Genomic DNA, 26,008 nt, shown 5'->3' on the forward strand with positions numbered 1-26,008 from the left:
AGCTATGAAGGGGATGCCGTTATGGAACGACTCTCATTGGAAATGATCGCGCAGGAAGTCGGCGAAGCGTCCGGGATCGGGGAGCTTAGAGACTTTCGGGATCGAATCCATGAAGCGTTCCAGCGGCATCTCCTTTTCTCCTATCCGTTCGAATGGAACCATGACGTCAATGCGATGCATGACGCGATCATACGACGCGTGATCCGTTTGGCGCTGGGCGAGATGGAGGCGGAAGGCTTCGGCCGGCCACCCGTCGCTTACGGTTTCCTGCTGTTCGGCAGCGGGGGACGGGCCGAGCAGACGCTATGGAGCGACCAGGACAACGGACTGGTCTATGCGGATTCCGGGGACGAGGGGATCCGGACGGCTAGCGCAGCTTATTTTGCCGAGCTGGCGAACAAGGTGTCCGCAGGCTTGATGGGTGCCGGTTATCCGCCCTGCAGCGGGAATGTCATTTGCACGAATGACATGTGGCGCAAGCCCTTGTCCGCTTATAAGGACATGTTGAGGCATTGGCTTTCCGAACCGGATTGGGAGCATGTCCGCTACCTGCTCATTGCGGCGGATGTCCGCGTGATCGAGGGCGACGAAAGTCTGGGCCAAGCCTTGAAGGACCCATTGTACGATTGCGTAAAAAGCCATCCTGCCATGCTGGAGCATCTGCTGCAAAATACGCTGCATCATAAAATTTCGCTCGGCGTCTTCGGTCAGCTGATTAGAGAACGATACGGGGAGGACGCAGGAGGCGTCGATATCAAGTACGGCGCCTATATTCCCATCGTCAACGGGATTCGTCTCCTGGCCATCGAAGCGGAAATCCGGGAATCTTCCACGGTGGAACGGATTCGCCGATTGGTCGAGAAGGGCGTGGTGGAGGAAGAAATCGGAAGCGACTGGCTTGAAGCGCTCTCGATCGCTTTGAAGCTTCGTTCGCTGACGCCTTACCAGGTGGAGGACGGGCAATATTCCACGAGGGGGAAGCTGAAGCCGGAGCTCCTCACTAAGGAACGGATCAATGAGCTGAAGCTGTGTCTGAGAATCGGCAGCGATTTGCAAAAATATGTAAAGAAAAGCGTTCTTAAAGAGATGGAAAAAGGTTAGGTGAATCGGGATGAAGGATATGAGGATGGCCGGGAGGATGTGGCATCTCTATAAAATGGGTGGCATTACTCCAGCCATTACTTCGATGTTCGACGCGCAGAGCGCCCAGCAGATGGCCTTCATCCGGTCCATCGTGAAGGAGCAGCGCAAAAATTCATTGTACGAAATTCCTTTGGATACATTGGAGCTGGTTGTGTTCGATCTCGAAACGACCGGTTTTTCTCCGTATAACGGGGATGAGATCATTTCCTTCGGCGCTGTGGCCGTCCAAGGCCACCACATGCTGCAGGAGGAGCGGTTCTACAGTCTCGTCAACCCAAAACGGGCGATTCCGGACGAGATTGAAGCGCTGACGGGAATCACGAACGGCATGGTGAAGGATGCCCCCGACCTGCTCCATGCGCTGCGCGGCTTTCTGGAATTCGTGCAGCAGAAGGTCCTCATTGCCCACGGATCCGGACACGACAAGCACTTCTTGAATTCCGCGCTGTGGCGCACGTCCAAGATCAACTTGTCGCACCGTCTCCTGGATACGATGATGATCGGCAAGTGGCTGAATCCGAAGCTGAAGCGGTACGATCTCGATACGATGCTGGATTGGTACGGGATCGAGGTGACGCAGAGGCATCATGCGCTGGAGGATGCCTTTATGACTGCGCGCCTGTGGGGCAAGATGCTGCTGGAAATCAGGTCGCGGGATGTAAAGACGCTGGGCGATCTGTACGCCCATTTGAGCCATCATTAAATCTTCGGATGCCGCGGCTGGGCGCATCGTGAAGATTTTTTTGTGTTTCTTACGGTTTAACCGGCTCCGGAAAGGATCCGAAGCGGCCTGTACATTATGGTGCCATCCTTATTCATATAGGCAAAAGCCCGAACGTCCGGATGTCCCGGAACGGCGAGCGAGACGATCCAGTGGCTGGGCAGCGTATGCCACTCCGTGGCTAGATCCTCCTCGGAAGGGACGGCAGCCGTCCGGGGATGGGAGTGCACAAGACCGACTAGCTCCAGCGATGGTTCGAGCCGCATCAGGCACTGGACCGTGTCGAGCCCGTCCATTAGGAAATGATGCGAAGGGTCTTGCGCCCGGTTGCGGACCGGCAGCCACTGCATCGCCCTAACAACCGTACCGTCCGGCTCTCGGACGCCTCCCAGAAAGCCGCAGGCCTCCCGAGGAAGCTCCGATTCGCAATGGGCAATGACCCGCCGAAGCAGCATTTCGTCGATGATGATAAGGTCAGTCATCGGAAACCTCTTTTTAGCTTCCATTATACATCCGACCTTCGCCGCTTCCAAGCTAGCCCCCGACTTTCCCCTTCGGCTTAATCAGGAAAAACACCATCCCCAGTGTTAGAAAGGCCAGAATGGTCACCGAAATGAAAACCAGCTGATCGGACTTCTCCATCAACCAGCCGAACAGAGGAGGGCCCGCCGCGACACCCAGGAAGCGAAGGCAGTTATAAAGCGACGTAATCATCCCGCGCTGCTCCCGCTGGACCGAGCCGGTAATCATCGTGTTCAGGCAGGGCAGAAGCAGTCCCGTGCCGACGCTGCTAAGCGTCAGCAGACCGATAAAGACGTAGATGCTTTTATTGAACAAAAAAATGCACAGGCCAAGCGATACGGTCATTACGGCCAGTCCGATGTTGATGAGCCAGCGCATGACAGTGCCGTTCTTTTTGATGAGCGCACCGGTGGTGTACGAGGTGACTACAAGTCCGAATAGCGGGATGGCCAGGACAAGCCCTTTCTTCACTCCGTCGATGAAGTAGGGCTCCATCTCCAGAATATCGGATAAATAGAAAAGCACGCCGAATAAGATGAACAGCGCAATCGAGCCTGCAAAAAACGAAGCGATCAGCCAGCGGCCCTTCTGCTTCATGATCTTCCCGATGTTGCCCAAATATTCTTTGAGCTTAGGGGGCTGCTTCTCCTTCTTCGGTTCCTTAAGCAGGAACATGACACAAAGCAGAGACAGCAGACAGAAGACGGGGAAAGCGAAGAACGCAGCGTACCAGACGATCAGCGCTAGGAGGGAGCCGAGAATCGGACTGACTACCTTCCCCGCGCCGTTGGACGCTTCCGTCAGGCCGAGCGCCTTGCTCTCCATCGCTTCCTTGTACAAATCCCCCGCAAGCGCCATGGCGATCGGAGCCGTTCCGGCCGCGCCCAGCCCTTGAATTGCCCTTGCCGTGATGAGAATCGCGTAGGAATTCCAGATCGCTCCGAACCCGGCGAGTATGCCTGCCGCACCGTAAATGATTAAGGAGGGAATCATGATGGCCTTGCGGGAGAAGCGGTCGGATAAATACCCCGAGATCGGAATGACCAGGCCAGCCGTAACGGAAAACAAAGTAATCACGAGGCTGCTCTGAAATTGGGAAATTCCGAGACGCTCCTGCATATCCGGAAGAATCGGAACCAGCATCGAATTGCCGAGTACCAGCACGAGAGGCACGGAAGCGATCGCGATAAATTCCGCAAGTTGCCCCTTGGACGCGGCTTGCTCCTTATTGCCGGATTTGCCGCCCGGTTTGGCGCTGCCCGGTTCATCAGCATCGGCGTCCATATCGCTTTCGAACCATATGTTCAGTTTTTTTGATTTTGTCTTCTCCATGACTAAACACCAGTCCTCCTGTCAAGTCTATGTAAGAGGTAATGTTCCCTTGGATGCGCGGCATCATGCTTACCGGGTTATCCCAAGAGGAGCGGATCATTACGACGGCAGGAGTGTGGAAAGGATGAACAAACTATTCGCAGCGGTGGGTGCGGCCATCGTGCTGACGACGACGGGTATCGGCCAAGCCTGGCATCTTAACAATAACGCAGCGGCAGCGGCTTCCTCCGCCGTACGGCAGGAGCTGAAGCTTCAGCAGCCCGCTCCTTCGTTCGAGCTGAAGGCGATGGATAACAGGACCTATGCCGTGGGGGGCCTGCGCGAGAAGCCGCTGATCCTGAATTTCTGGGCTTCCTGGTGCGGACCGTGTCATGAAGAAGCGCCGGTGCTGAATCAGATTTATGAGAAATATAAAGACCGGGTTGATTTATATGCGGTCAATGTGACCAAGGGCGACGGCATGAGCGGGGTGAATGGCTTCGTGAAGCAGTATAAGCCGTCCTTCCCGGTGTTGCTCGACCAAGAGGGGAAGACGGCGGAGCTGTACCGCATCCTGTTCGTGCCGACCAGCTTCTTGATTGATCGCGAGGGCAAGCTCCGCGAGGTCGTTCACGTGCTTCCCCTGGAGCAGTGGGAGTCGAAGCTCGACGCGCTGCTGAAATAAGTAAAGCAAAAAACAGCTGCTTCTCCTATGCGGATGATGCAGCTGTTTTATTTTTTTATGATCAGTGATTGATAACGCCAAGACGTTCCTTCTGTTCTTCCGGCAGTGCGCCCGAAGGGGTGCGGCCAAGGAGCGCATAGCGGAAGCTGTCGCTAAGCGCCATCCAGCTGGCTTCGATGACGTTCTCGGATACGCCGACCGTGCTCCAGGTGCTGTGGAAATCAGTCGTTTCGATGAGCACGCGAACCTTGGCCGCGGTCGTATCCTTCTCGTCGAGTACGCGCACCTTATAGTCGACGAGGTGCATATCCTGGATGCCGGGATAATATTTGACGAGACATTTGCGGAGCGCATTATCGAGCGCGTTCACCGGACCGTTCCCTTCGGCTGCGTTGTACTCCGTATGGCCGTGGATGCGTATTTTGACAATCGCTTCCGAGCTTACTGGATGCGTCTCGGATTTGCCCACGATAATTTTGAACGATTCCAGCGTGAAGATGTCCTCCAGCTTGCCGTAGGCGCTGCGGATGAGCAGCTCGAGCGTAGCGTCGGCGCCTTCGAATTGGTAGCCTTCGTGCTCCATCTGCTTGATCTGCTCGATCAGCAGCTTCGTTTGTTCGTTGTTCGTATCGAATTCAAGCCCCAGCTCCTGGGCCTTGAACAAGAGATTGCTCTGTCCGGCGAGCTCGGATACGAGGACGCGCTGCTTATTGCCGACCTGCTCCGGCACAATGTGCTCATAGGTGCTGGAATTGCGCAAAATCGCGGAGACGTGAATGCCTCCCTTATGGGCAAATGCCGCCGCTCCGACATACGGCTGATTTACCGGCATATGCATATTGGCGATTTCGCCGACGTAACGCGCCACCTTCGTCAGGCTGGCGAGCTGCTGCTCTTCGATGACGTTGTATTTCAGCTTCAGTTGCAGGTTCGGAATAATCGAGCATAGGTTGGCGTTGCCGCACCGTTCGCCGTACCCGTTGATCGTTCCCTGTACCTGCTCCGCTCCCGCCATGACCGCGGCGAGCGAGTTCGCCACGCCGAGCTCGCAGTCGTTGTGGGCATGGATGCCGATCGGAACGGCAAGCGTCTGCTTAACTTTGGTAACGATTGCCGAAATTTCGTGCGGCAGCGTTCCGCCGTTCGTGTCGCAGAGCACGACCCAATCCGCTCCGGCTTCCTGCGCTTTGGTGATCGTAGCCAGGGCATAATCAGGGTTGTTCTTGTATCCGTCAAAGAAATGCTCGGCATCGTAAATGACCTCTAACCCGTTGCTCTTTAAATATTTGACCGAATCGTAGATCATTGCCAAATTTTCCTCGAGCGTCGTCTGAATCGCCTTGTGGACATGGAAGTCCCAGGACTTGCCGAAGATCGTGGCGACCGACACGCCGACCTCCAGAATCCGGTTCAAGTTAACATCGTTCTCCGGCAGCGTCTCCTTGCGGCGCGTACTGCCGAAAGCGGTAATTTTAGCGTGTTGAAGCTTTAAATCCTTAACGCGGGTGAAAAACTCAATGTCCTTGTTATTGCTTCCGGGCCACCCGCCTTCAATATAGGAAACACCCAGCGAATCGAGCTTCTGGGCAATTTTCAATTTGTCTTCCACAGAAAGGCTGATGCCTTCTCCTTGCGTTCCGTCGCGCAGCGTGGTGTCGAAGATTTTAACGGTATTGGCCATGGTCGTCCTCCTGATTCCTGCAAGTTATCCCATTTGCAAAAATGATGATGTATAATTATAGCACAAGTATTCCTGCTAAGGATAGTATATTCGGGACATGATTCCTTGACCTTGGCCGGGAACGGAAAGGAATCTGATAACGGGAGGAGAGCGCAAACATGAAGCCTTCAAAACATGATGCCTATCCGGTGAACGGCAGAGTCATTCTGCATATCGATATGAATGCTTTCTACTGCTCCGTGCACGAGGCTGTCGAGCCGGAGAAATACAAGGACCGTCCGATTGCCGTGGCAGGCAGCGTGGAGCTGCGCAAAGGCATTATCGTGACGTGCTCCTATAAAGCGCGGGCTCTAGGGGTCAAGACAGGCATGCTCGTCGGTCAGGCTCAGAAGCTGTGTCCGGAGCTCATTCTCATCCGTCCCGATTTCGATTTGTACCGGCAATTTTCCCGCCGCTTCATGAAGATCGCCTACGAATATTCGCCGCTCGTCGAAGCGATGTCCATCGACGAATGCTATATCGATATTACGGGTTCCAAGACGTTCGGGACGCCGCTGGAGATCGCCCGGATGATTCAGGAGCGCATTCGCGAGGAGCTTCGCTTGCCCTGCTCGATCGGCGTGGCTCCCAACAAGCTGCTGGCCAAAATGGCCTCCGATATGAAGAAGCCGAACGGCCTCACTGTGCTCCGGAAGCGGGACGTGCCCGCCCTGCTGTGGCCGGAGCCTTGCGCGAGCCTGTACGGCATCGGGAAGAAGACGGCCGAGAAGCTGAAACGGCTGCAAATTCATACGCTGGGGCAGCTGGCCCATGCGAACGAGAGCCTGCTTAAGGACCAGTTCGGCGTGATGGGGCCGGCACTCAAGCGGGCGGCCAACGGCGAGGATGGCTCACCCGTGAATCCGGAACGCGACCAGAGCAAGTCGATCGGGCATACGACGACATTGCCCTCCAATTATACGGAACGGGAAGCGATCCACCGCGTCTTCTTGAACTTGAGCGACCAGGTGGGACGCCGGCTGCGCAGACAAGGACTGATGGCTAATACGGTGCAGATTACGATTCGCGACCCGGACATGAAGACGATCACGCGCGCGGCGAAGCTGCCCGAGCCCTCGGAGAATGCGGACGTCTTCCATAAGGAAGCCTGCAAGCTGTTCGACCGCCATTGGAAGCCGGAAGAACCGGTGCGTTTGCTTGGGGTGACGCTGCAGAATCTGGTGGCCAAGCAGGAGACTGCGGTACAGCTCGATTTGTTCAGCTATGAGAAGGAGCCGCAAAAGGAGAAGCTGACCCAGGCCATGGATGCGCTGCGGGACAAGTATGGGGAGCATGTCATCCTTACGGCGGGCATGCTGGGAGACGACCCGTCCACGCTGATTCGCAATTCCAAGCTTAGGGGAACGTCACTGCAGATGGATCACTTACGACTGAAGAGACTGGAGGAAGAGGACGAATGACAAAGGTGATCGGCTTCGCCGGATTCTCCGGCAGCGGCAAGACGACTCTCATCGCCCGGCTCACGCCGATTTTCGAGGCGCGGGGCGTTCGGGTCGCCGTTATAAAACACGATGCTCACGGACATTATAAAGAAGTCGAGGGAACCGATTCGGCACAGCTGTATGGCGCCGGCGCATCGGCCGTCGTCGTCGTCTCGCCGGGGGAGGTCCGATACCGCGAGCGGGGGGAGAGCCGGTTGGATTCTGTATTGGAACGGCTGGAGATCAGGTACGATCTGGTGATCGTCGAAGGCTTCAAATATGGCAGCCACGATAAAATCGCCGTATTCCGAACCCCGGAGCAGGCCGCTATCCTGAAGGAGCTTCCTGTTCCGCCGGTGGCGTGGGTGACGACGGACCTCGCTGTAATAGGGCAAGCGCCGGGCGGCATTCCCGTATTCCCGGCGGACGACGCGGAAGGGATCGCGCGTTTCGTTGCCGAACGGTGCGGACTGCGCGGGTTTTGATCCATATCGGCAAGGTATTGAATCGATCGCGACTTTCTATTTGAACTTTCCTTGTATTTATATTATATTTTAGGATGAGGTTACACAATTAAGGGAGGAACATTAGACATGGCAAAATACACATGGGTAGAGAAAGATACCTGTATCGCTTGCGGCGCTTGCGGCGCAACTGCACCTGATATTTACGATTACGACGACGAAGGCTTGGCCGAAGTCATCTACGAAAGCGACGGCAACAAAGGTAACACCGAGATCCCTGAAGATCTTTATGATGATCTGCAGGATGCACAAGACGGCTGCCCTACGGACTCCATTAAAGTGGCGGACGCTCCTTTCAATAAGTAATTCCGGTTAAGACCATCGTTCTACAAAAAAGTCTGTTTCCTTGTCGGAAATAGGCTTTTTTTTGTTGCGCTGGTCCTTACGAGAACCCGGATATGCAAAAAAATGTGTAGGTGGGGTATCCCCTGTAGGAGCGAGAGCGCCCGCCCTTTTTATCGGAAAATGGCCGCTGCAAAAGCGAATAAATTGAAAACTTTACGGGTAACAACAGCGGCCGGAGGGGGATACTCCACCGGAGTGCCATGGCAGATTTCTCCATTTCATGGGTTTCTCGTCAATCTGAGACGGAGTAACCGTGCTTCCTGTCCTATATTTTTACATAATTTTTACCTAAAGCTTGGGCTTCTATGATAATATTAGTAGATATATTGGATTAGGGGGCTCCGCATGAAAATGGGATTCAACAAGACGGCCGTGATTGCTCTGGGCAATCTGGCCGTCGTTGTGCTGTGCGTCATCTTGCTGTCCAACGGGTTGTTAAACATACTGTCGTACCAGCTCTATGACTTCAACGTGAAAGAAACGATGAGCCAGCAGCCGCACGAGGATATTGTCGTTATCGGCATCGACGAGAATTCGATTAAAGAAGTGGGACCGTACCCATGGGACCGCAAGGTTTACGCCCGGTTGATTCAACAACTGGAGAAGGCCGGAGCCAAGGTGCTTGCCTTCGATATCGAGCTGTATACGAAGAGCGCGGGCTCCGAAGGCGACAAGCTGCTGGCCGAAGAGCTGGGCAAGTATAAGAACATTATTCTTCCTTCTCACGCCAAGCTGGAGAACGATTTTACCCGTACCACCAAAGCCAAGGCGGGACAGCTGCTCATGGCCCAATCGGTCGTCGACCCGATTCCGATGTTCAGCAAAAACAACAACAAAGCGCATATTAATGCCGCCTACGATACGGATGGTATCATTCGCTCCAACTGGCTCCAAATCAACACCCCTCAAGGGGTATATCCTTCGATGGGGCTTGCCGTCGCGCAGCTGGCCGGCGTCGATGTAAGCCGGTTCATGAACCTGCCAAGCATTGAAGGCAGCCCGCGGTCCGAAATGCCGATTCGTTGGGACGCCGGCGAATACGACTTCGAGACGATTCCCTTTAGCAAAGTATTGAACGGAGCGGTTCCTCCCCAGACCTTCAAGGACCGACTCGTCCTCGTAGGTTATACCGCGCCGGGCTCCGATGAAGGTCCGACGCCGGTCGAGAAGCATATGCACCTGGTGTACGCGCACGCGAACATCCTGAATCAAATTCTGAAGGGTCAAGTGATCACGCCGGCCAATAAACAGATTTCGATCGGCCTGGCCGTGTTGATTCTGATCCTGTTCGGCTGGTTCACTTGGAGAATGCGGGCTATCTCCGGCATCGTGCTGATGCTCGGCATCATCGCGCTGATCACCTACGGACAGTTCGTCTTGTTCAAGACGACGCTGCACTATGTGGACGTCATGGGTGCGGTCGCCTGCGGCCTCATCTCCTATCTGGTCAATATCGCGATGAAGACGTATTTTGAAACTAAGCAGAAAAATTACATCACGAAGCAGTTCGGCCGCTATATCTCTCCGGATCTCGTGAAGGAGATCGCAAGCAGCGAGCAGGAAATCCAGCTCGGCGGCATCTCCAAGGAGCTCACGATCCTATTCCTGGACGTGAGAGGCTTCACTCCGTTGTCCGAGCGGCTAAAGCCGGAGGAAGTGGTAGATTTTCTCAACATGATGTTCAACCTCATAACCGAACGGGCGCTGGCCAACCACGGTACGATCGACAAATTTATCGGGGATGCGGCCATGATCCTGTATAACGCGCCGCTCGATGTGCCGGATCATCCCTACTATGCCGTGAAAACCGCCTACGAGATTCAACAAGGGATGGAAAAAGTGCGGGCGGACGTACTGGAGAAATACGGAGTGACCATCAGCGTCGGTATCGGGATCAACACAGGGGACGTCGTCGTAGGCAATATCGGCTCCTACCTGCGTGTCGATTATACGGCGATCGGAGACAACGTCAATACGGCTGCACGGATCGAGTCCAATACGCATCCTAATCAGGTGCTCGTATCGGAGGCGACCTATGAGTTGACCAAGATGTACTTCGAGTACAATTACGCCGGGGAGAAGCTGATGAAAGGCAAGAGCGTGCCGCTGAAGCTGTTTGAGGTGACGGGCCTAAAGTGCGCGCCGGAATCGGCGGCGAACAGGCTGCGCCCGAACGCTTCTTGAGTCATCGTCCCGTCGATCATTTTTCTTCGACAAAATGTCTGTTTTTTCTGCAAAGAATCGTTGCCTATTGCGGGGCGGGAGCTTACAATTATAGGTAGTTTCTACGTGTTCTTAATTAAAGATCCGAGGCGGAATTATAGTCTTTATTCAAGAGAGGAGTTATTGAAGTGTCGATGCTTAATATTATCGGACGGAGCAAGGGCAGGCCGCTTGGCATCATGGTCCTGCTCTTCACGCTGCTGTTCTCCTTGCTCTCCGTACCGGTCGCTCCGAAGGCTCAGGCCAAAACCGTACGTGCGGCGATCGTGAGCGATGTCACCGGGGACGTGAAGGTGAAGAAAGCCGGCGGCTCCAAATCGTATCAGGTATACAAGGATATGACCTTGAACCAAGGGGATCTGATTACGACAGGAAAAGCTTCCTACGCCGTACTGAAAATCGTGGATCACGACGACGAGCTGACCATCAGCGATAACGCCGAAGTATACATCTCCGATTTGATGGATCATGGTGCGGGCAAAACCTCGAAGCTCAAATCATGGGCAGGCTCCATGTGGTCCAAAGTCAAATCGCTTGTAAGCTCGGACGACGAGTTTGAAGTGGAGACCCCCACGGCCGTCATGGGCGTTAGAGGTACGCAATTCCTTACATATATTAATCCGAAAACGGGCCAGACGCTCATGCTGGTCGTCGCAGGCAAAGTCAGCGCTGCGAATCTGCTGAGCTCGGGGAGCGGATCCGGCTCCGTACAGTCCCAGAACCGGGTGACAGTGTATCCGGCCCAGCAAATCCTTTTAACGACCTCCACTAAAGATCCCGAGCCCGACCTGCGCTCGAAGATCAGCTATACCGATGCGAAACAGATCGTCGATCTTGTTTCGCCGAAAGTGCTCGAGGCGTTCATCAAAAATATTCCCGGCATACAGGCGGAGAATGATCAGATCAAGCAGCAGCTCCTGGAGCAATTTAACCAAGGAATCACGAAACCGGATGCATCCAGCGTTCTGCTCCTGGAAACGCAAGCGGAGCTCGACGCGGTCAGGAATAATTTCGATGCGATCATTCCTCTTCTTGCGAAGCAAGCGGTCGACAGCAAAAAAATCGACTCTGCGTTAATCGATAGCGTGAACCGGCAAATTTTCGATCCGTCCAAACGAATCGATTTTATGAAAGAGCCGGTTCCTTTAGATAAAAATGCGGGCATGGACCCTAAGTTGTTCGTGCCGCCTGCCCCTGAAAACCCGTTCGATCGCGAAAGGAAAGAGATGCAGGCCGCACAACGTTCGGCTGACCTGCAGAAGATGGAACAGCAAATGGCGGGAATCATCGAAGCGAACAAAAAAACGGAAGCGGCCTTGAATCAGGCGGCCGTGGACAGCTTCATGGCGACTCTGGATTCGGCCGGCCGGCAGGCGTTCATCGACAACCAGAAAAAGAATGCGCAAGCTACGACGCCTTCCACAGCCGGCTCCTCCGGCGGAAACGGAGTAAGTGCAGGCGGCAGCGGAGGAACCGGTGGAAACACTGGCAGCTCTTCTTCGGACGATAGCCGCATAGAGGCCCCAACCGTTACGGCTCCTGCCGCCGTGGTGAAAAATCCGGTTGTCCTTAAGGCGAAAGCGTCCGCCAAAGCCACGATTCAAATTTATAACGGTGCAACGTTGGTCGGATCGCAAGCAGGCAATGATGCGGCGGACGTTGAGATTCAGCTGAGCCCCCTTGCGGAGGGCGCAGCCAATTTGACCGCGAAGGCAGTCAGAGGCAGCAGGTCGAGTTCGGCCGTCGCCATCCCGGCGTTCACGGTAGTCGATCCGGGTACTGCCGTTCTTGTCAGTCCTACAGCGGATACCGTGTTTGGCAAAGGCATGGCTAAGATTGAAGCCAAGGCACCGGCTGGCAGCAAAATTCTCGTGCTTAATACCGATCAGGTGCTTGCCGGCGCCGACGGCAAAGGAGCGGATACGGTAACGATTCCGCTGCCGGACGGAAATTACAGCGGCCTGAAGCTGGTTACGGAGAAGTCGGGAATCCGCGGAAACGCCGTTCCCGTTCCCGGGCGAATATCCGTCGATACTTCGTCCACAGCCGGGTTCGTCTTATCTGATCCCGTGATCTCGAACGGAGTGGCGACGTATACCTTGAAGCTGAAAAACTTCACCGGCTCGTCCGCTTTCTACGCGGTGGAGGCGCATCTCGTTTACAATAACTCGGAGCTGAATTACGAGGGGCCGACAGAGCTCCCTTCCAATGCTTCGACGGTATTCGGGAGCGGGGATTCCGCCGAGATCCTGAACCAGATTCAAGGTCAGACGCAAAATGAGCTGATCTATGCCGGGACACGCTTCGTGCAGGGGAACACGGCAGCCGAAAACCTCACGGTTGACGGGGAAAAGGTGCTTGTGACCATTCCTCTTAAAATCCGGAATGCAGCAGCAACACCTGCAGCAAGTCTCGTTTATATGAAGATCGTAAACAAGGATTCCGGTACGGTATACGAATGGCCGATCCAGTCCGGTTCCGTTACGAATACGGTAGCGCCTTAATAGGTTGTCAGGAAGGAGACAAGTATGAATAGAGCAAGCAAAATAGCGGCCGGTTCGTTGCTGATCTTCGCTCTGATCGGAAGCGGCGGCGTATCCGCCGCTTCGATCGGCAAGACCAGCCTGAGGGGCGGCGACAATCAAATACTAACCTCCGTCACGACGGAAGCCGGTACCGGCGCCTTAGGCAGCGAGAACGGGGGTAAGCTTACAGCCTTGTTCCGGTCTCCGGCAGGCTTGACCGCGCTTCCGGACGGCACGCTGCTGGTTTCGGATACGCGCAATCATTTGATCCGTTCGATCAAGGACAATCTCGTTGCAACTTATGCGGGGATGTTGTACCAGCTGGATGATACGGGCTTTCCGGTCGGAGGACTGCTCGACGGCAAGAAGGATCGCTCGGTGTTTCAAGGGCCGATGGGCCTTGCGGCCGATGCGGCCGGCAATGTCTACGTAGCCGACTCGGCCAACAATGCCATTCGGAAGATCGGCGCAGGCGGCACCGTCAGCACGCTGGCGGGAAGCGGTCTCCTGGGAAGCAAGGACGGGGCGGCCAAGGAAGCGACCTTCCATCACCCTTCGGCTGTCGCCGTGGCTGCCGACGGAACGGTATATGTTGCCGATACGCTGAACCATATGATTCGTAGCATTTCTCCGTCGGGCCAGGTCAGTACGCTGAATTCGGCTTCATCGCGCGTCGTTGAAGTGACGCCGGGTCAAGTCGTGGCCGCCGGGGATTATCAGGACGGAGATTTGAAGGCGGCACGCTTCAATGAACCTACCGGTCTTGTGCTGGATCAACAAGGAAATCTGGTGGTCAGCGACTCCGGGAACCAACGCATCCGTTATATCGATCTCAAGCAAGGCAAAGTAACTACACTAGCCGGGGGCGGCTTCGCGGCAAGCGGAGGTTCCGCCGTATACGATAAGCATGAGCTGTACGTAGCAGGGGATTACGCAGACGGCGATGCGCTGCAAGCCAGGTTTCATTTTCCGATGGGCATCGCAGTTACGGAAGAAGGCGGTGTCGTCATTGCGGACAGCCAGAACCACGCGGTACGTTATTTGCTTGACGGAAGAGTGTATACGCTGGCCGGCGCGCCGGATTTGACTACGGGTGAAGAGGATGGCACCGAACGCGGAGCGCGGTTGAACCGTCCTGCAGCCGTTGCCGTATCTGCCGACGGGAGTATTTATGTTGCGGATTCCTACAATAATAAAGTCCGCAAGATCAGCCCTTACCGTCTGCCCGCCGATCTTCCGGCAAACGATCAAGTGAAAGTGGTGCTGGATTCCGCCGTGATGGCATTCGACGCCCAGCCCGAAATCGTGAACGGTCGAACGATGGTTCCCGTCCGTGCCATTACCGAGGCGCTGGGCTTCAAAGTGACGTTCGACGACGCGACGAGTTCGGTGCAGCTTACCAAAGACGGTACGACGGTCGAGCTGTATGTCGGCAAGACCGGCATCAAGCGGCTTGTCGCAGGGAAGGATGCTCAAGCAAAGCCGACCGACGTGGAGCCGTATATTCGTCAGGATCGGACCTACGTCCCCGTGCGTTTCTTCGCTGAAGAAATCGGTCTGGACGTACAGTGGAACGACGAGAACCGGACGGTCATTCTGAGACAGCGTACCGACGTAAAACTGTAAAGCGGTAATTCGACCAGGATAAACGGCTACGCCGTCCTTGTCTTACAAGGACCAGCGCGTTTATCAAGGTTGATGCGAAGCTATAAGTCCACGAAAACTTATAAAGTCTTATCAAATAAAACAGACCTATTCTGTGGCGAAGCAAGAGGATCTCTTCTTCACAGAATAGGTCTTTTCGATTATGATTAAGCCATATGATGAAGTGGGATCTGATACGGCTGGGGACATGCGGTAGGAAGGAAGGGTTTGAAGTGAAAGACGAACGGGAGCTGCTGGCTCGGATCGAGCAGCTGGAAAGGAAGAACCAGGAGCTGGCACTGCTGCTGGAATCATCGATGGAGCTGAACAGGGAAGGCGCGGCCGGGGATCACCCGTTCTCGATCAGTCTCATTCATTCCCTGGTGCTGGCACTGGATTCGAGGGATCCTTACACAGCGGGCCATTCTTCCAGGGTAGCGCTGTACTCGCTCTGGATCGCCCGCAAACTGAAATGGCCGGAGGACGAATGCATACATTTCCATAGGGGCGCTCTGATGCACGATATCGGTAAGATCGGAGTGCCCGACCGTATTCTTCTCAAGGCGGACAGCTTGAATGATGACGAGTTCGAAATTATGGCTTCGCATACGACGATCGGTGCCCGAATTTTATCCCGCATGGAGCCGAAAGAACGGATGCGCCAGGCTACGCAGATCGCCAAGCACCACCATGAGAAAATGGACGGAACCGGTTATCCGGACGGGCTAAGCGGAGAGCGAATTCCGTTCGATGCGAGAATTGTGGCTGTGGCGGATGCTTTTGACGCCATGACGACCGACCGTCCGTATGCGAAGGGAAGAAGCCTCAGAGACGGCGTGTATGAGCTGGAACGCTGCAAGGGAACGCACTTCGATCCAAAAGCGGTGGATGCGTTCCGGGAGGTAATGGAGGAAAGGAACTATTTGAGGGCGGCCGACCGAAACTGGGTTGACAGCCTCGGGACCTCCCGGAATCCTTAAGAATCGGGGATTGGAAGCCAGACGAACCTAAGCCTTGGTCCTGCGGATCCGGGCTTGTTTTGTATAAGGGAACGGTCTGCCATTCCGGCCGGGTTCTAAACTTTGCAGGCAGCCGAACCGATATACATGGGGGAAGGTGGAAGGAGGGGTGGCTCGTGAAACCTGATCGGACGGAGGATAAGCTGCAGGCTTTCTTAAAGCGGGATCCTTTTTATTTGAAAACGTATGTAAGAGAACACCCTGATAATAAGATGGCCTGGTATTTGCTTGGACGCGAATACGAGGAGCAGGGGAAGAAGGGCAAAGCCCTTTACTGTTACGCGCAGGCCGGCGAAATTTACGAGGCTTATGAGAACCAGACGATACAGCTGCCTCCGGATGTGCTGGAGCCGATTCGGCAATGGAAGGCGAGAGCAGTAAGGTCAAGAAGAAAACGCTATCTTCGCTGGACGGCGCTGTCGCTCGTGGCGGCGGCCGCCATTGTCTATGCCCCGCTGCATAACACGGAGTCCCCGAAGGCGGAATCGGTGCTCCCAGCCGGCATGACGCCTCAGCAGCTGCAAGAGACCAAGGTATATTATTTATCCGGACCCAAGTCGAAGGAAGCGGTCGGCTCTGCGCTGCAGGAGATGCTGCTTCAGGAGTGGATCGCCAGCTACGGCATCTTGACTAGAGGGGTTGCTATCGGCCAGACGCATTGGATCGGATGGCTCAAGAAGCCGGAGCTGCTGATCTCGGTGGAGGCGAAGGGAGATGCTTCCCAGCAGCAGATCAGTTACTTAGATCGGGCCAGCTGCAATTGTCAGCCGGGAGATTCCGGGAAAGCGGCGGAAATCGTCGCCGCCTGGATGATCAGGCAAGAGCAGGAGCTTGCATTGAGATCGGCCGTCGCTTCCTATATACGCCGAACCGGCAGGGCGCCCGAATCGCCTTCCGATCTGACCCAGAGCTATCCGAGTAATACGCTGCCGGGTTTGACGCCGTATATGCAGGAGCAGTACGAGCGGCAGAAGGAAACGATGATTACGGAGATAGCGGCCTGGGTCCGGCAGCATCCGCAGCCTGCGGGCGAGCCTCTTCCTGCGCAAGCGTCTGCCGCAGCCCAGACCGCAGGGGGGAAGCTCACCAAGCCGCTGAATGAGCCGATGCGGATTGTCGTGGACAAGACGGCGCACCGTCTGGCCGTTCTCAGCGGAAATATGATCGTAAGGAACTATCCGGTAGGGCTTGGCGGCGACCGGACACCGGAGGGAAGCTTCACCATCAGCGAGAAGGTGCGCAATCCGAACGGCAAGTCGAACGGCGAATTCGGCTCCAGGGGCATGACGCTCTCCGATACGCAGTATGCCATTCACGGGACGAACAAGCCGGCCAGCATGGAGAAGGATCAGTCGCTTGGATGCGTCCGGATGCTGAAGGACGATGTGGAGGAGCTGTTTGATCTGGTGCCGCTCGGCACGCCCGTGACCATCGGGAAAGGATTGCTGCCGGAGGAAATTGAACGGAGAGAAGCGCCTTACACCGTACCGTTATTCAGTGAGGAAACGAATCCGGGCAAGGTGTATAAATGGTTAGATTAAAAAACGGCCGGTCAGGATGTCTTTCCTAAAGGCCATTTTTGCGGTGAGCAACGATGGATTTAGCGATTGAAAATAAGCAGGGCGGCCATCAGGACGACAAGCACCGCAAAGATGGAGCTGACCCAGATGATCAGCTTCTTGTTCGGTTCATCCTTTGTTCTGCGCTTCAAATAGGTGGGTTTGTTCTTATGCATGGAGATCAGCCCTGCCTTTTCTGAGGTTTATTATTATTTTATCATAATGTAACCGTTTTAGAAGAGTCGTTTTAGGCCTTGTCCCCTTTATTTTTGTGCGGCAAAAGGATAAACTGTCAAAAGAGGAATATCGATTGCTGAACGGTTAAGGGGAGAAAACAACCAGATGTTGTACAAACAGATAGCAAAACCGGTGCTGTTTCGGATGGATCCGGAGTCGGCGCATCATCTCATTATCAACGGAATGCACACGGTCGGCAAGCTTCCCGGCGGCAGATCTCTGCTGAAGGCGATGTATGGAGTCGGATCGTACCCGGAGCTGGAGATGGAGCTTTGGGGGATCCGTTTTCCCAATCCGGTAGGCCTTGCCGCAGGGCTTGACAAGAATGCGAAGGCGGTGCCGGGCTTCTCAAGTATCGGTTTCGGCTTTATGGAGGCCGGCACGGTAACGCCGAAGCCGCAGGAGGGCAATGAGCTGCCCCGGCTGTTCCGTTTGCCCGAGGACGTAGCGTTGATTAACCGGATGGGCTTCAACAACGTCGGGATTGAAGGGATGAAGCGCAATCTCCGCAATCAAGGGAAACGCACGATTCCCCTGGCCATCAATATCGGCAAGAACAAGGTTACTCCCAATGAGAAGGCGGAGGAGGATTACCGCGCCTGCATCCAGGCGCTGTACGGATACGGCGATTTCTTCGTCGTGAACATCTCGTCGCCGAATACGCCGGACCTGAGAGCTTTGCAGCACGGCGACGACCTGTCCTGGCTGCTTGCGGCGGTGAAGGAGGAAATCCGGCAGCAGCACGCGCGCTTCGGAGGAAGGGAGAAGCCGGTGCTCGTGAAGATTGCGCCGGACCTGCAGCCGCAGGAAGTTGAATACATGGTCGAAACGATCGTAAAGAGCGGCGTATCAGGCATTATCGCCTCGAACACGACCATTTCGCGGGAAGGGCTTGTCCACCCGAACCGGGGGGAGACCGGCGGCCTGAGCGGACGTCCGCTCACGGAACGCTCGACCGAGCTGATCAGGACGCTCTACAAGGCAACCGGAGGCCGGCTTCCGATCATCGGGTCGGGCGGCATTTTCTCCGCGGAGGATGCATATGAAAAAATACGGGCCGGAGCCAGTCTCGTAGAAATCTACACGGCGCTCATTTACGAAGGGCCCGAGCTTCTGCGCCGAATCAACGGCGGGCTGCGCGAGCTGCTGAAGCGGGACGGCTTCAAGCATGTGTCGGAGGCGATCGGCTCGGAGCATTAAGGTGAAGTCAGAATGGAGGAAGCCGGTATGGATGGACGCGATTGGAAGAAATTTCTGCTGCCTTACGAACAGGCGGTGGAGGAGCTTAAGGTCAAATTCAAGACGCTGCGCGGCGAACTGAAGAGCCGCGAGGAATATTCCCCCATTGAATTCGTTACGGGCCGCGTGAAGCGGATTTCAAGCATATTGGATAAAGCCAAGCGGCTGAGCGTGCCCATGGAACAGCTGGAAACCGGAATCGAGGATATTGCCGGGATCCGGATCATGTGCCAGTTCGTTGAGGATATCGAGCGGCTCGCCGAGCTGATCAAGTCGCGCGAAGACATGACCTTCCTCTACGAGAAGGATTATATTAAGAACAATAAGCCGAGCGGCTACCGCAGCTTTCATATTATTGTAGAATACCCCGTTCAGACCGCGCTTGGCATGAAGCGCGTGTTGGCGGAGATCCAGCTGAGAACACTGGCGATGAATTTCTGGGCGACGATCGAGCATTCGCTGAATTACAAATACCGGGAGAGTCTGCCTCCGGAAGTGACGAACCGGCTCAGCAAAGCGGCGGAGGCGGCTTACCAGCTCGATCAGGAGATGAGCAGCATCCGCGTGGAAATTATGGAAGCCCAGAAGCTGTTCGAAGACAAGTCGGATATTATCGCCCGGGTGCTGAACGGCATCCAAGAGCTTTATTTCTACCACAGAGTCCGCGAGGCCGCGCAGTTCCAGCTGCGGTTCAACGAGCTCTGGGACACGGACGACGCCTGGCATCTGAAGCATCTGCTGCATCAGGTGGAGGAAGCGATCCGGCGGGCGAAGAAAGGCTCGTCAACCTGATGGCGGAGGAGCGGCGGAACATGACGCAGTATGACCGGCTGTATGTTCAGTTCATTTACTATTTTAATTTCGAGCGGGATTATTTCGAGTGCCACGAGGTAATGGAGGAGCTGTGGCTCGAAGAAGGCCGCGATCCTTTATATCAGGGCCTGCTGCAGGTAGCAGTAGGCCTTTACCATTATCGGAACGGCAATCCGAACGGCTCCGTGAAGCTGTTCACCGCGGGACTCGAAAAGCTGAACGGCTTCGGCGGGATCGAGCTCGGCATCGACTTGAAGCGCCTGCGGGAGGACAGCGAACGTTATCTGGACAAGCTGCATAAGCGGGAGAAGGAGCCGTTTGAATTCTACGATCTGGACATCCGGATAGTGGACGACCGTCTTGTGCAAGCCGTGGAGGCGCTCCGGCAGCATCCGCCTGAGGAGCATGGGGAAGAGAACTAACTACGGCGGCATGCATGGGGACCGGTTTTGTTATTCCGCCTCAATGAGCTCATGCCATCGGCCAATGGAACCCGCAAAAGAAAAAAAGGGTGCGTCCCGGACCGTTATCGTTCGGTCTTTGACGCAACCTTGGTTTTGAATTATTTTTTGTACTTTTGCAGGAAGGTCTTGAACGTGTCCGCCTTTTGCTCCCCTTCGAGCCGTTCCACTTCCTTGCCGCCTTTGTAAGCGATCAGCGTAGGAGTAGCTTCAATCTTGTAGCGGTTCCAGCCGTCCTTGAATTCTTCCAGGTTGAACTGCTTGATGTCGAGGCCGACCTCCTTCGCCACCGGGTTCAGTACAGGTGTCGTAACTTTGCAATGCGGGCAAGTGGAGGAGAAATAATAAAGAACGAAATCTTCCTTGTTCGCGATTTTCTTGTCCAGCGCGTCCGGCAGGATGATATTCTGGTAATTCGGATCGTCAAGCAGCTTCACTGTCTCCGGGTTCAGCTTGTCCGGCGCAATGCCGTATACGTTATTCGCATACTTGCTGAATTTCGCTTGGTTCGATTGGGCATTCACCACATAAATCGCGCCGAATAGCACCACGATGATGGACAAATAAATGGCAAGCTTCTTCATCTCTTCTTCAATCCCTTTCCGATTCGGTATCCTATATTAGGATTCGTTGCTTACGCTTTGTTTCCCTCTTCCGATCATACTATAAAATTGAAGGAATTTCGAATTGTTCGTGGAATTATTGAGTAGCGGGGCGGAGCCTCCAGATCCATGACAGAAGCGGGGAAACAGCATGAGAGGAATTCATTTCAGCGGCAGCCATAAGGCAAGTCCCTACGTCAGACTTGGCGCTTTGCTCGCCGTTCTTAGCCTGGGGTTTAGCGGAGTTTACGTTCTCAGTATGTCGATGCACCCAACGGCTCCTGTCGTCTCAAGCCGTTCTTTTCCGGAGCAGGTCATGCCGGCGTCAAATCCGCAAGAAGCTCGGCTGAAGGATCGCTTCGCAAGCGACAACCCGACCCTTCCTCCCTTTGAATTTCCCGAAATTCATATAGTTAAAGCGAAATCCCGGACTCTGCAGGCTACCCTTAAGAAAAGCCGTATTATGGAACAATATACGACTCCCGACCGTGCGAAGGCGGTTTATTTCATGCAGCGGACCGAGCTGCAGGAAGACCGTCCCTGGACCCAAATCGATTTCGTCAGTGCCGATCCCCAGTCGCAAGCGATCCTGCAGGAGCCGATCGCGCTCACTTACGGCATTCCTTCCGAGGTCGCGGCAGGCTCGACCCGGCTCTGCGGGTTCCTCAGCGCGGATGAATTCTTATATACGGCCGTTCACAATAAAGGCGAGGATTGGGTCTACGAGGTGAACCGGTACAACCTAAAGAACCAGACGGTGACGCCGGTCCTTGAGCTGATGCATGTGCCGAAGGAAACGAGCAGCCTTCCCATGGTACTCGGGGCCGGGCTGTCGCCCGATAAACGGCATGTTCTGATCCGTGATACGAAGCACGGCCTGGCCTTGTACGACCTCAAGACGGGTGCCGCGTCATTCGATCTGCCGGGCAGCGGGGAGAAGCGTCCCGGGGAAACGCTCGTGCAGTCTCCTTCCTCCGAGGTGATGTTGTACAGCTCAAGCCGGTTTCAGAACGACGTTTGGTGGCTCGATTTGAACAACGGTACGGCCAAGCAGCCTTTTACCGCAGAGCAGGGGCTGGTCGACGCGGGCATGGATGCCGGTGGCCGCATTGTCTATTACAACTTTACTTATGACCGGGGAGGCGAGCAAATTCTTGCCGGGGAGAAGCGCTCCCTTCTGAATTCATTCGGGGTACAGCTGCTTGATATGAAGGGGAATCCGATCAAACGGTTCAGCCTGCCCAGGGATTCGGCCGAGCGGATGGAATTTGCGGGATACAGCGAGGAGAAGAAGCAGGTTCTGCTGCATCGGTATACGGTGGCCTCCGGAACCAAGGGTCCGTACAAGAAAACCGCCGGCTGGCTGCTTGGCGATGCGATGAGCGGGGAGACGATCCCCCTCGCTTCGGTGAATGTGCCGGATAGCTGGGACCGGAAGGATGTGCTTTACGGCAGCGTCCTGACCGATGCGGTGAATGATTCGCCGGGGGCGCAGGCATTTGCCAACATCCAGGATCGGACGGTCTACATGACGAAATGGCGAACCGGACAGCTCCGTGTTTGGCCGGAGGAAGACAGCGTGCTGTTCATGGATGAGCCGGGCAAGCGCGTCTTCGTCAGCTCCCTGACGCGCCCCGATCTCATCGTTGCAGCGTTTCATTATAAGAAGTACAATTGGGATAACCGTGATTTCGCAATGCTCAGCGGCCATTATTTATCGCGTTATCAGACGCAGCCGGACGGAGACCGGATTTTTTTCTTCCAGATTAACTAGAAGCGAGCTGAACGAAGCATGAAGCAAGGCTTGCCTGAAGCTTTTGTGCAAGCGATGGAAGCGAGGCTGGGGGCCGAAATGCCGGCCTTCCTGGCCTCTTATGACGAGGAGCGGCTGTACGGACTTCGCGTCAATACGTGGAAGGTGCCAGTCCAAGCGTTCTTGGCTTTGTCGGAGCTGGAGCTCAGGCCGGTGCCGTGGGCCGAATCGGGCTTTTATTACAAGGATGGCGACCGGCCGGGGAAGCACCCGCATTATCACGCCGGGTTATACTACATACAGGAGCCCAGCGCAATGGCACCTGCGGAGCTGCTGGACGTGCGTCCAGGCGACCGGGTGCTTGATTTATGTGCGGCGCCGGGAGGGAAGACGACCCAGCTCGCGTCAAGACTTCAAGGCGAGGGCCTCCTGGTGGCGAACGACGTGCACCCCGACCGGGTGAAGGCGCTGGTCAAAAATATCGAGCTCAGCGGCATCCGGAACGCCGTTGTGTTGAACGAAGACCCTGAGAAGCTCGAAGGCCCGTTCGAGGGCTTCTTCGATAAAATTCTCGTCGACACCCCTTGCTCCGGAGAGGGGATGTTCCGCAAGGAGGTGGAGATGGCCAAAGCCTGGCGGCCCGATTGGCCGGAGCGCTACGCGGCGATGCAGCGGGTGTTGCTGCGCCAGGCGGCGCGGATGCTGAAGCCTGGCGGGACGCTCGCCTATTCGACGTGCACGTTCTCGCAGGAGGAGAATGAGGCCATGATCGCGGAGTTTCTGGATGCGAATCCGTGGTTTGAGGTGGTGCCCGTCGGCGGGAGCGCCGTGCACCAGGAGTTCGCGCCGGGACGGCCGGATTGGCTTCCAGCGGGCTATGCCCGCGGCGCTGAAACGGCCGGTACGGCGCGGCTGTGGCCGCACCGCCTGCAGGGCGAAGGCCACTACGCCGCGGTGCTGAGGCACCGCGGCAGCGTCGGCGGCGGCACGCCGGCGGCGGCGGAGCCGGAGCGTGGGCTTCGCGTGGAGCCGCTGCGCCCGCGCGAGGCACGCCCGGCCCGCAAGGGCGCAGGGCGCGCCGGGGCGGCCGCCCCGGCAGCGGACCCGCTGGAGGCGCTCGGCCGCTTCGCGGCGGAGCAGCTGGCCGCCGGGCCGTACTCGGGCGCCGCGGTCGTCTGGCGCGGTGAGCATGCTTACGCCGCGCCGAAAGCGCTGCCGGAGCTGGACGGGATCCGGGTCATCCGGCCTGGCTGGTATCTCGGCAGCGTAGCCAAGCAGCGCTTCGTGCCTTCGCACGCGCTGGCTATGGGGCTGCGCGCCTCCGATGCGCTGCGTAGCGTGAGCTTCGCGGCAGCCAATCCGCGCACTGTAAAATACCTGAAGGGCGAGACGCTGGAGCTCGCTGCGGATGAGCTGCATATCGCGCAGGAGGGCATCCAGCCCAAAGGCTTCGTCCTCGTCTGCGTCGACGGCTTCCCCGTCGGCTGGGGCCGATGGCAGGACGGCCTGCTGAAAAACGATTATCCCCCGGGCTGGAGGTGGACCTAGGTGGCAATTAAGCTGCGATTGGACAAGCTTCTGGCGCACTCCGGCTTCGGCACACGCAGCGAGATCAAGCTGCTTGTGAAGCGCGGCTCCGTCCGCGTCAACGACAAGCCCGTCAAGGACAGCGGGCTGCAGGTACAACCGGATAAGGACGAGATTACGGTAGAGGGCGAAGCCGTGAGGTACAGGGAATTCGTCTATTTGATGCTGAATAAGCCACAGGGTGTCGTCTCGGCGACGGAGGACAACCGGGACCGGACTGTTCTGGATCTCCTGGACGACGACTATGCCCATTTCGAGCTGTTCCCCGTCGGGCGGCTGGATAAGGATACCGAAGGGCTGCTGCTGCTCACCAACGACGGCAAGCTGGCCCACAACCTGCTGTCTCCGCGCAAGCATGTGCCCAAAACCTACTACGCGGTTGTGGAAGGGTATGTGGAGGAAGCGGATGCGATTGCATTCCGTCATGGCGTAGAGCTGGACGACGGCTACAAGACGATGCCGGCGGAGCTTCGCATTCTGGAGACGATGAAGCCGGCGGCGGCCGGTTCGCCCTCCGAATCCCGAATCGAGCTGACCATTATGGAAGGGAAGTTTCATCAGGTGAAGCGTATGTTTCAAGCCGTGGGCAAACGGGTCGTCTTCCTGAAGCGGATCACCATGGGACCTTTATCGCTGGATTCGAGCCTGCAGGCGGGCCGCTACCGGGAGTTAACATCGGAGGAGCTGCAGAAGCTTAGAGCGCATGGAGAAAGCTAGAGCAGCCGAATAAACTTATAGAGTATAGAAACGGGTTACCTTATCGAGAGAGTTGCCCTGATGGAGAAGGAGAAACCATACGGATGATGAAGCTGGTGAAATCGAAATACCGGATTATTGCACTGGACGTCGACGGGACGTTGCTGAACGACCGCTACGAGCTGACAAGCGGCACGGTGGAGTCGGTTCGCATGGCGCATGACGCGGGAGCCCGCATCGTCCTGTGTACCGGCCGCGGACCTGCGAATGCGATTCCGGTTCTGGAGCAGATGAAGCTGGACGGCGTGCTGATCACGCATAACGGGGCGGTGACCGTGGAGACGCCGTCCCGCCGGCTGCTGCATCAAATCAGCTTCCAGGTCGCCGAGCTGGAATCATTGACGGTCTACTGCCGCGAGCGGCAGGTTCACTTTGACGTGTGTACCGCGTGGGAAATGTATGCGGAAGGCATCGGGGAGGAAGCGAAGGCGATGTATGCCAAATTTATGCTGACTCCCCATATCGTTCCGGACGTGCTGCGTCATGCGGAGCCGCTCGTTAAGTTTACGCTGTTCGGCAGCGAGGAGCAGATGGACCGGGTCGAGGCGGATATCCCGGCGCTGGAGCTGCCGCCGTCGCTGACGGCGATTCGCAGCGGCGTACATTTTATCGACGTCATGCCGGCTGCGGCCTCCAAGGGAGAAGCGCTTAAGGAGCTGGCCGCCTTGTGGGGCGTCGATCGTTCCGCGGTTGTGGCGATGGGCAATTATTACAACGATGTGGACATGATCCGGTTTGCCGGTCTGGGCATCGCTATGGATAATTCGCCCGAAGACGTAAAAAAAGCAGCCGACGCCGTCGTCCCCTCCAACAACGAGGAGGGCGTCAGGTTCGCGCTGCAGCGGTATGTGCTGAGCTAAATGGATTTCTCGGGCAAGGGTTCGGACGATCCAGGCGTTCGGACCCTTGCCGTTTTTAATCCTTAGTGCGACGGGGAAGCGCTTCTTACAATACCCAACGGGAAACGATAACGAGCAGAATGAACAATACGAGGATCGTACCAGTCGAAGTGAAGAAGCCGTGTGCAAAAGACATTTGGAATTCCTCCCTTTGAACTTAGGCTTCCGATAACCCGGTGGGGCATCGGTCTACCTTATCATATGGCGGCTCCCGGGAAAGGTATGGACTTTTGTCCCGGTGCATAGTTTTTGGGCGTGGCAGGACATGCTAAGATTGC

General features: G+C 56.0%; 24 protein-coding genes. 18 read left to right on the plus strand and 6 right to left on the minus strand.

All coding sequences use genetic code 11. From position 1 onward, the window contains the following. The first annotated feature begins 21 nt into the window (after window positions 1–21). Both O9H85_RS06565 and O9H85_RS06570 read left to right on the plus strand, forming a co-directional pair. Window positions 22–1,101 carry a DUF294 nucleotidyltransferase-like domain-containing protein gene (locus O9H85_RS06565; protein WP_269880480.1) on the plus strand — a complete coding sequence of 360 codons (1,080 nt, stop codon included), beginning with the start codon at window positions 22–24 and terminating at the stop codon, window positions 1,099–1,101. A gap of 10 nt (window positions 1,102–1,111) precedes the next feature. Beyond that, window positions 1,112–1,846 carry an exonuclease domain-containing protein gene (locus tag O9H85_RS06570; RefSeq protein ID WP_269880481.1) on the plus strand — a complete coding sequence of 245 codons (735 nt, stop codon included), beginning with the start codon at window positions 1,112–1,114 and terminating at the stop codon, window positions 1,844–1,846. 56 nt (window positions 1,847–1,902) lie between these two features. Here O9H85_RS06570 and O9H85_RS06575 read toward each other — a convergent pair whose 3' ends face one another. Both O9H85_RS06575 and O9H85_RS06580 read right to left on the minus strand, forming a co-directional pair. Next, window positions 1,903–2,346 (minus strand): M67 family metallopeptidase, encoded by a 444-nt coding sequence (locus tag O9H85_RS06575; RefSeq protein ID WP_269880482.1) that lies wholly within the window; start codon window positions 2,344–2,346, stop codon window positions 1,903–1,905. Between the two features lie 52 nt (window positions 2,347–2,398). Continuing rightward, window positions 2,399–3,718: an MFS transporter gene (locus O9H85_RS06580; protein WP_269880483.1), complete on the minus strand. Its 1,320-nt coding sequence runs from the start codon at window positions 3,716–3,718 to the stop codon at window positions 2,399–2,401. Window positions 3,719–3,842: 124 nt separating this feature from the next. Between O9H85_RS06580 and O9H85_RS06585 the strand changes: the two genes are divergently transcribed. After that, entirely contained in the window at window positions 3,843–4,382 is a 540-nt protein-coding gene (locus O9H85_RS06585) for a TlpA family protein disulfide reductase (RefSeq protein ID WP_269880484.1), read from the plus strand. A gap of 61 nt (window positions 4,383–4,443) precedes the next feature. On the opposite strand, the gene cimA is transcribed toward O9H85_RS06585, so the two are convergent. Then, the gene (cimA, locus tag O9H85_RS06590; protein ID WP_269880485.1) at window positions 4,444–6,063 is read right to left on the minus strand and encodes a citramalate synthase; all 1,620 of its coding nucleotides are present in this window, start codon (window positions 6,061–6,063) and stop codon (window positions 4,444–4,446) included. A gap of 158 nt (window positions 6,064–6,221) precedes the next feature. Here cimA and O9H85_RS06595 point away from each other — a divergent pair, with 158 nt between their 5' ends. The 8 genes from O9H85_RS06595 to O9H85_RS06630 all read left to right on the plus strand — a co-directional run bounded on the left by O9H85_RS06595 (window position 6,222) and on the right by O9H85_RS06630 (window position 17,365). Beyond that, window positions 6,222–7,523 (plus strand): DNA polymerase IV, encoded by a 1,302-nt coding sequence (locus tag O9H85_RS06595; RefSeq protein ID WP_269880486.1) that lies wholly within the window; start codon window positions 6,222–6,224, stop codon window positions 7,521–7,523. After that, on the plus strand, window positions 7,520–8,029 hold the full coding sequence (gene mobB, locus O9H85_RS06600; protein WP_269880487.1) for a molybdopterin-guanine dinucleotide biosynthesis protein B: 510 nt from the start codon (window positions 7,520–7,522) through the stop codon (window positions 8,027–8,029). The genes O9H85_RS06595 and mobB overlap by 4 nt, the downstream gene beginning before the upstream one ends. A gap of 108 nt (window positions 8,030–8,137) precedes the next feature. Next, window positions 8,138–8,374: a ferredoxin gene (locus O9H85_RS06605; RefSeq protein ID WP_269880488.1), complete on the plus strand. Its 237-nt coding sequence runs from the start codon at window positions 8,138–8,140 to the stop codon at window positions 8,372–8,374. 384 nt (window positions 8,375–8,758) lie between these two features. After that, window positions 8,759–10,597 carry a CHASE2 domain-containing protein gene (locus O9H85_RS06610; RefSeq protein WP_269880489.1) on the plus strand — a complete coding sequence of 613 codons (1,839 nt, stop codon included), beginning with the start codon at window positions 8,759–8,761 and terminating at the stop codon, window positions 10,595–10,597. A gap of 173 nt (window positions 10,598–10,770) precedes the next feature. After that, window positions 10,771–13,140 (plus strand): FecR family protein, encoded by a 2,370-nt coding sequence (locus O9H85_RS06615; RefSeq protein WP_269880543.1) that lies wholly within the window; start codon window positions 10,771–10,773, stop codon window positions 13,138–13,140. 24 nt (window positions 13,141–13,164) lie between these two features. Then, entirely contained in the window at window positions 13,165–14,787 is a 1,623-nt protein-coding gene (locus tag O9H85_RS06620) for a stalk domain-containing protein (RefSeq protein ID WP_269880490.1), read from the plus strand. Window positions 14,788–15,038: 251 nt separating this feature from the next. Further along, window positions 15,039–15,785: an HD-GYP domain-containing protein gene (locus O9H85_RS06625; RefSeq protein WP_269880491.1), complete on the plus strand. Its 747-nt coding sequence runs from the start codon at window positions 15,039–15,041 to the stop codon at window positions 15,783–15,785. Window positions 15,786–15,940: 155 nt separating this feature from the next. Further along, on the plus strand, window positions 15,941–17,365 hold the full coding sequence (locus O9H85_RS06630; RefSeq protein ID WP_269880492.1) for a L,D-transpeptidase family protein: 1,425 nt from the start codon (window positions 15,941–15,943) through the stop codon (window positions 17,363–17,365). Between the two features lie 59 nt (window positions 17,366–17,424). On the opposite strand, the gene O9H85_RS06635 is transcribed toward O9H85_RS06630, so the two are convergent. Beyond that, window positions 17,425–17,559, minus strand: coding sequence for a hypothetical protein (locus O9H85_RS06635; protein WP_269880493.1), 135 nt, complete (start codon window positions 17,557–17,559; stop codon window positions 17,425–17,427). A gap of 166 nt (window positions 17,560–17,725) precedes the next feature. Between O9H85_RS06635 and O9H85_RS06640 the strand changes: the two genes are divergently transcribed. Genes O9H85_RS06640 through O9H85_RS06650 form a run of 3 tightly spaced genes read left to right on the plus strand, consistent with a single transcriptional unit; the run spans window position 17,726 to window position 20,094 of the window. Further along, window positions 17,726–18,820, plus strand: coding sequence for a quinone-dependent dihydroorotate dehydrogenase (locus O9H85_RS06640; protein ID WP_269880494.1), 1,095 nt, complete (start codon window positions 17,726–17,728; stop codon window positions 18,818–18,820). Window positions 18,821–18,847: 27 nt separating this feature from the next. Continuing rightward, entirely contained in the window at window positions 18,848–19,651 is an 804-nt protein-coding gene (locus O9H85_RS06645) for a GTP pyrophosphokinase (protein WP_269880495.1), read from the plus strand. Window positions 19,652–19,671: 20 nt separating this feature from the next. Further along, window positions 19,672–20,094: a DUF309 domain-containing protein gene (locus tag O9H85_RS06650; protein ID WP_269880496.1), complete on the plus strand. Its 423-nt coding sequence runs from the start codon at window positions 19,672–19,674 to the stop codon at window positions 20,092–20,094. A 140-nt stretch (window positions 20,095–20,234) separates the two neighbouring features. Here O9H85_RS06650 and O9H85_RS06655 read toward each other — a convergent pair whose 3' ends face one another. Then, window positions 20,235–20,717: a thioredoxin family protein gene (locus tag O9H85_RS06655; RefSeq protein ID WP_269880498.1), complete on the minus strand. Its 483-nt coding sequence runs from the start codon at window positions 20,715–20,717 to the stop codon at window positions 20,235–20,237. Between the two features lie 169 nt (window positions 20,718–20,886). Here O9H85_RS06655 and O9H85_RS06660 point away from each other — a divergent pair, with 169 nt between their 5' ends. The 4 genes from O9H85_RS06660 (at window position 20,887) to O9H85_RS06675 (ending at window position 25,691) form a co-directional block, all read left to right on the plus strand. Beyond that, entirely contained in the window at window positions 20,887–22,509 is a 1,623-nt protein-coding gene (locus tag O9H85_RS06660) for a hypothetical protein (RefSeq protein ID WP_269880499.1), read from the plus strand. A gap of 18 nt (window positions 22,510–22,527) precedes the next feature. Then, the gene (locus O9H85_RS06665; protein WP_269880500.1) at window positions 22,528–24,036 is read left to right on the plus strand and encodes an RsmB/NOP family class I SAM-dependent RNA methyltransferase; all 1,509 of its coding nucleotides are present in this window, start codon (window positions 22,528–22,530) and stop codon (window positions 24,034–24,036) included. Next, on the plus strand, window positions 24,037–24,792 hold the full coding sequence (locus tag O9H85_RS06670) for a pseudouridine synthase (RefSeq protein WP_269880501.1): 756 nt from the start codon (window positions 24,037–24,039) through the stop codon (window positions 24,790–24,792). An 83-nt stretch (window positions 24,793–24,875) separates the two neighbouring features. Continuing rightward, window positions 24,876–25,691 (plus strand): Cof-type HAD-IIB family hydrolase, encoded by an 816-nt coding sequence (locus O9H85_RS06675; protein ID WP_269880502.1) that lies wholly within the window; start codon window positions 24,876–24,878, stop codon window positions 25,689–25,691. 85 nt (window positions 25,692–25,776) lie between these two features. Here O9H85_RS06675 and O9H85_RS06680 read toward each other — a convergent pair whose 3' ends face one another. After that, a complete protein-coding gene (locus O9H85_RS06680) occupies window positions 25,777–25,866 on the minus strand; it encodes a YjcZ family sporulation protein (protein ID WP_269880503.1) in 90 nt (29 codons plus the stop codon). Window positions 25,867–26,008 lie beyond the last annotated feature (142 nt).

This window comes from Paenibacillus gyeongsangnamensis, from assembly GCF_027533625.1.
GTDB lineage: Bacteria > Bacillota > Bacilli > Paenibacillales > NBRC-103111 > Paenibacillus_G > Paenibacillus_G gyeongsangnamensis.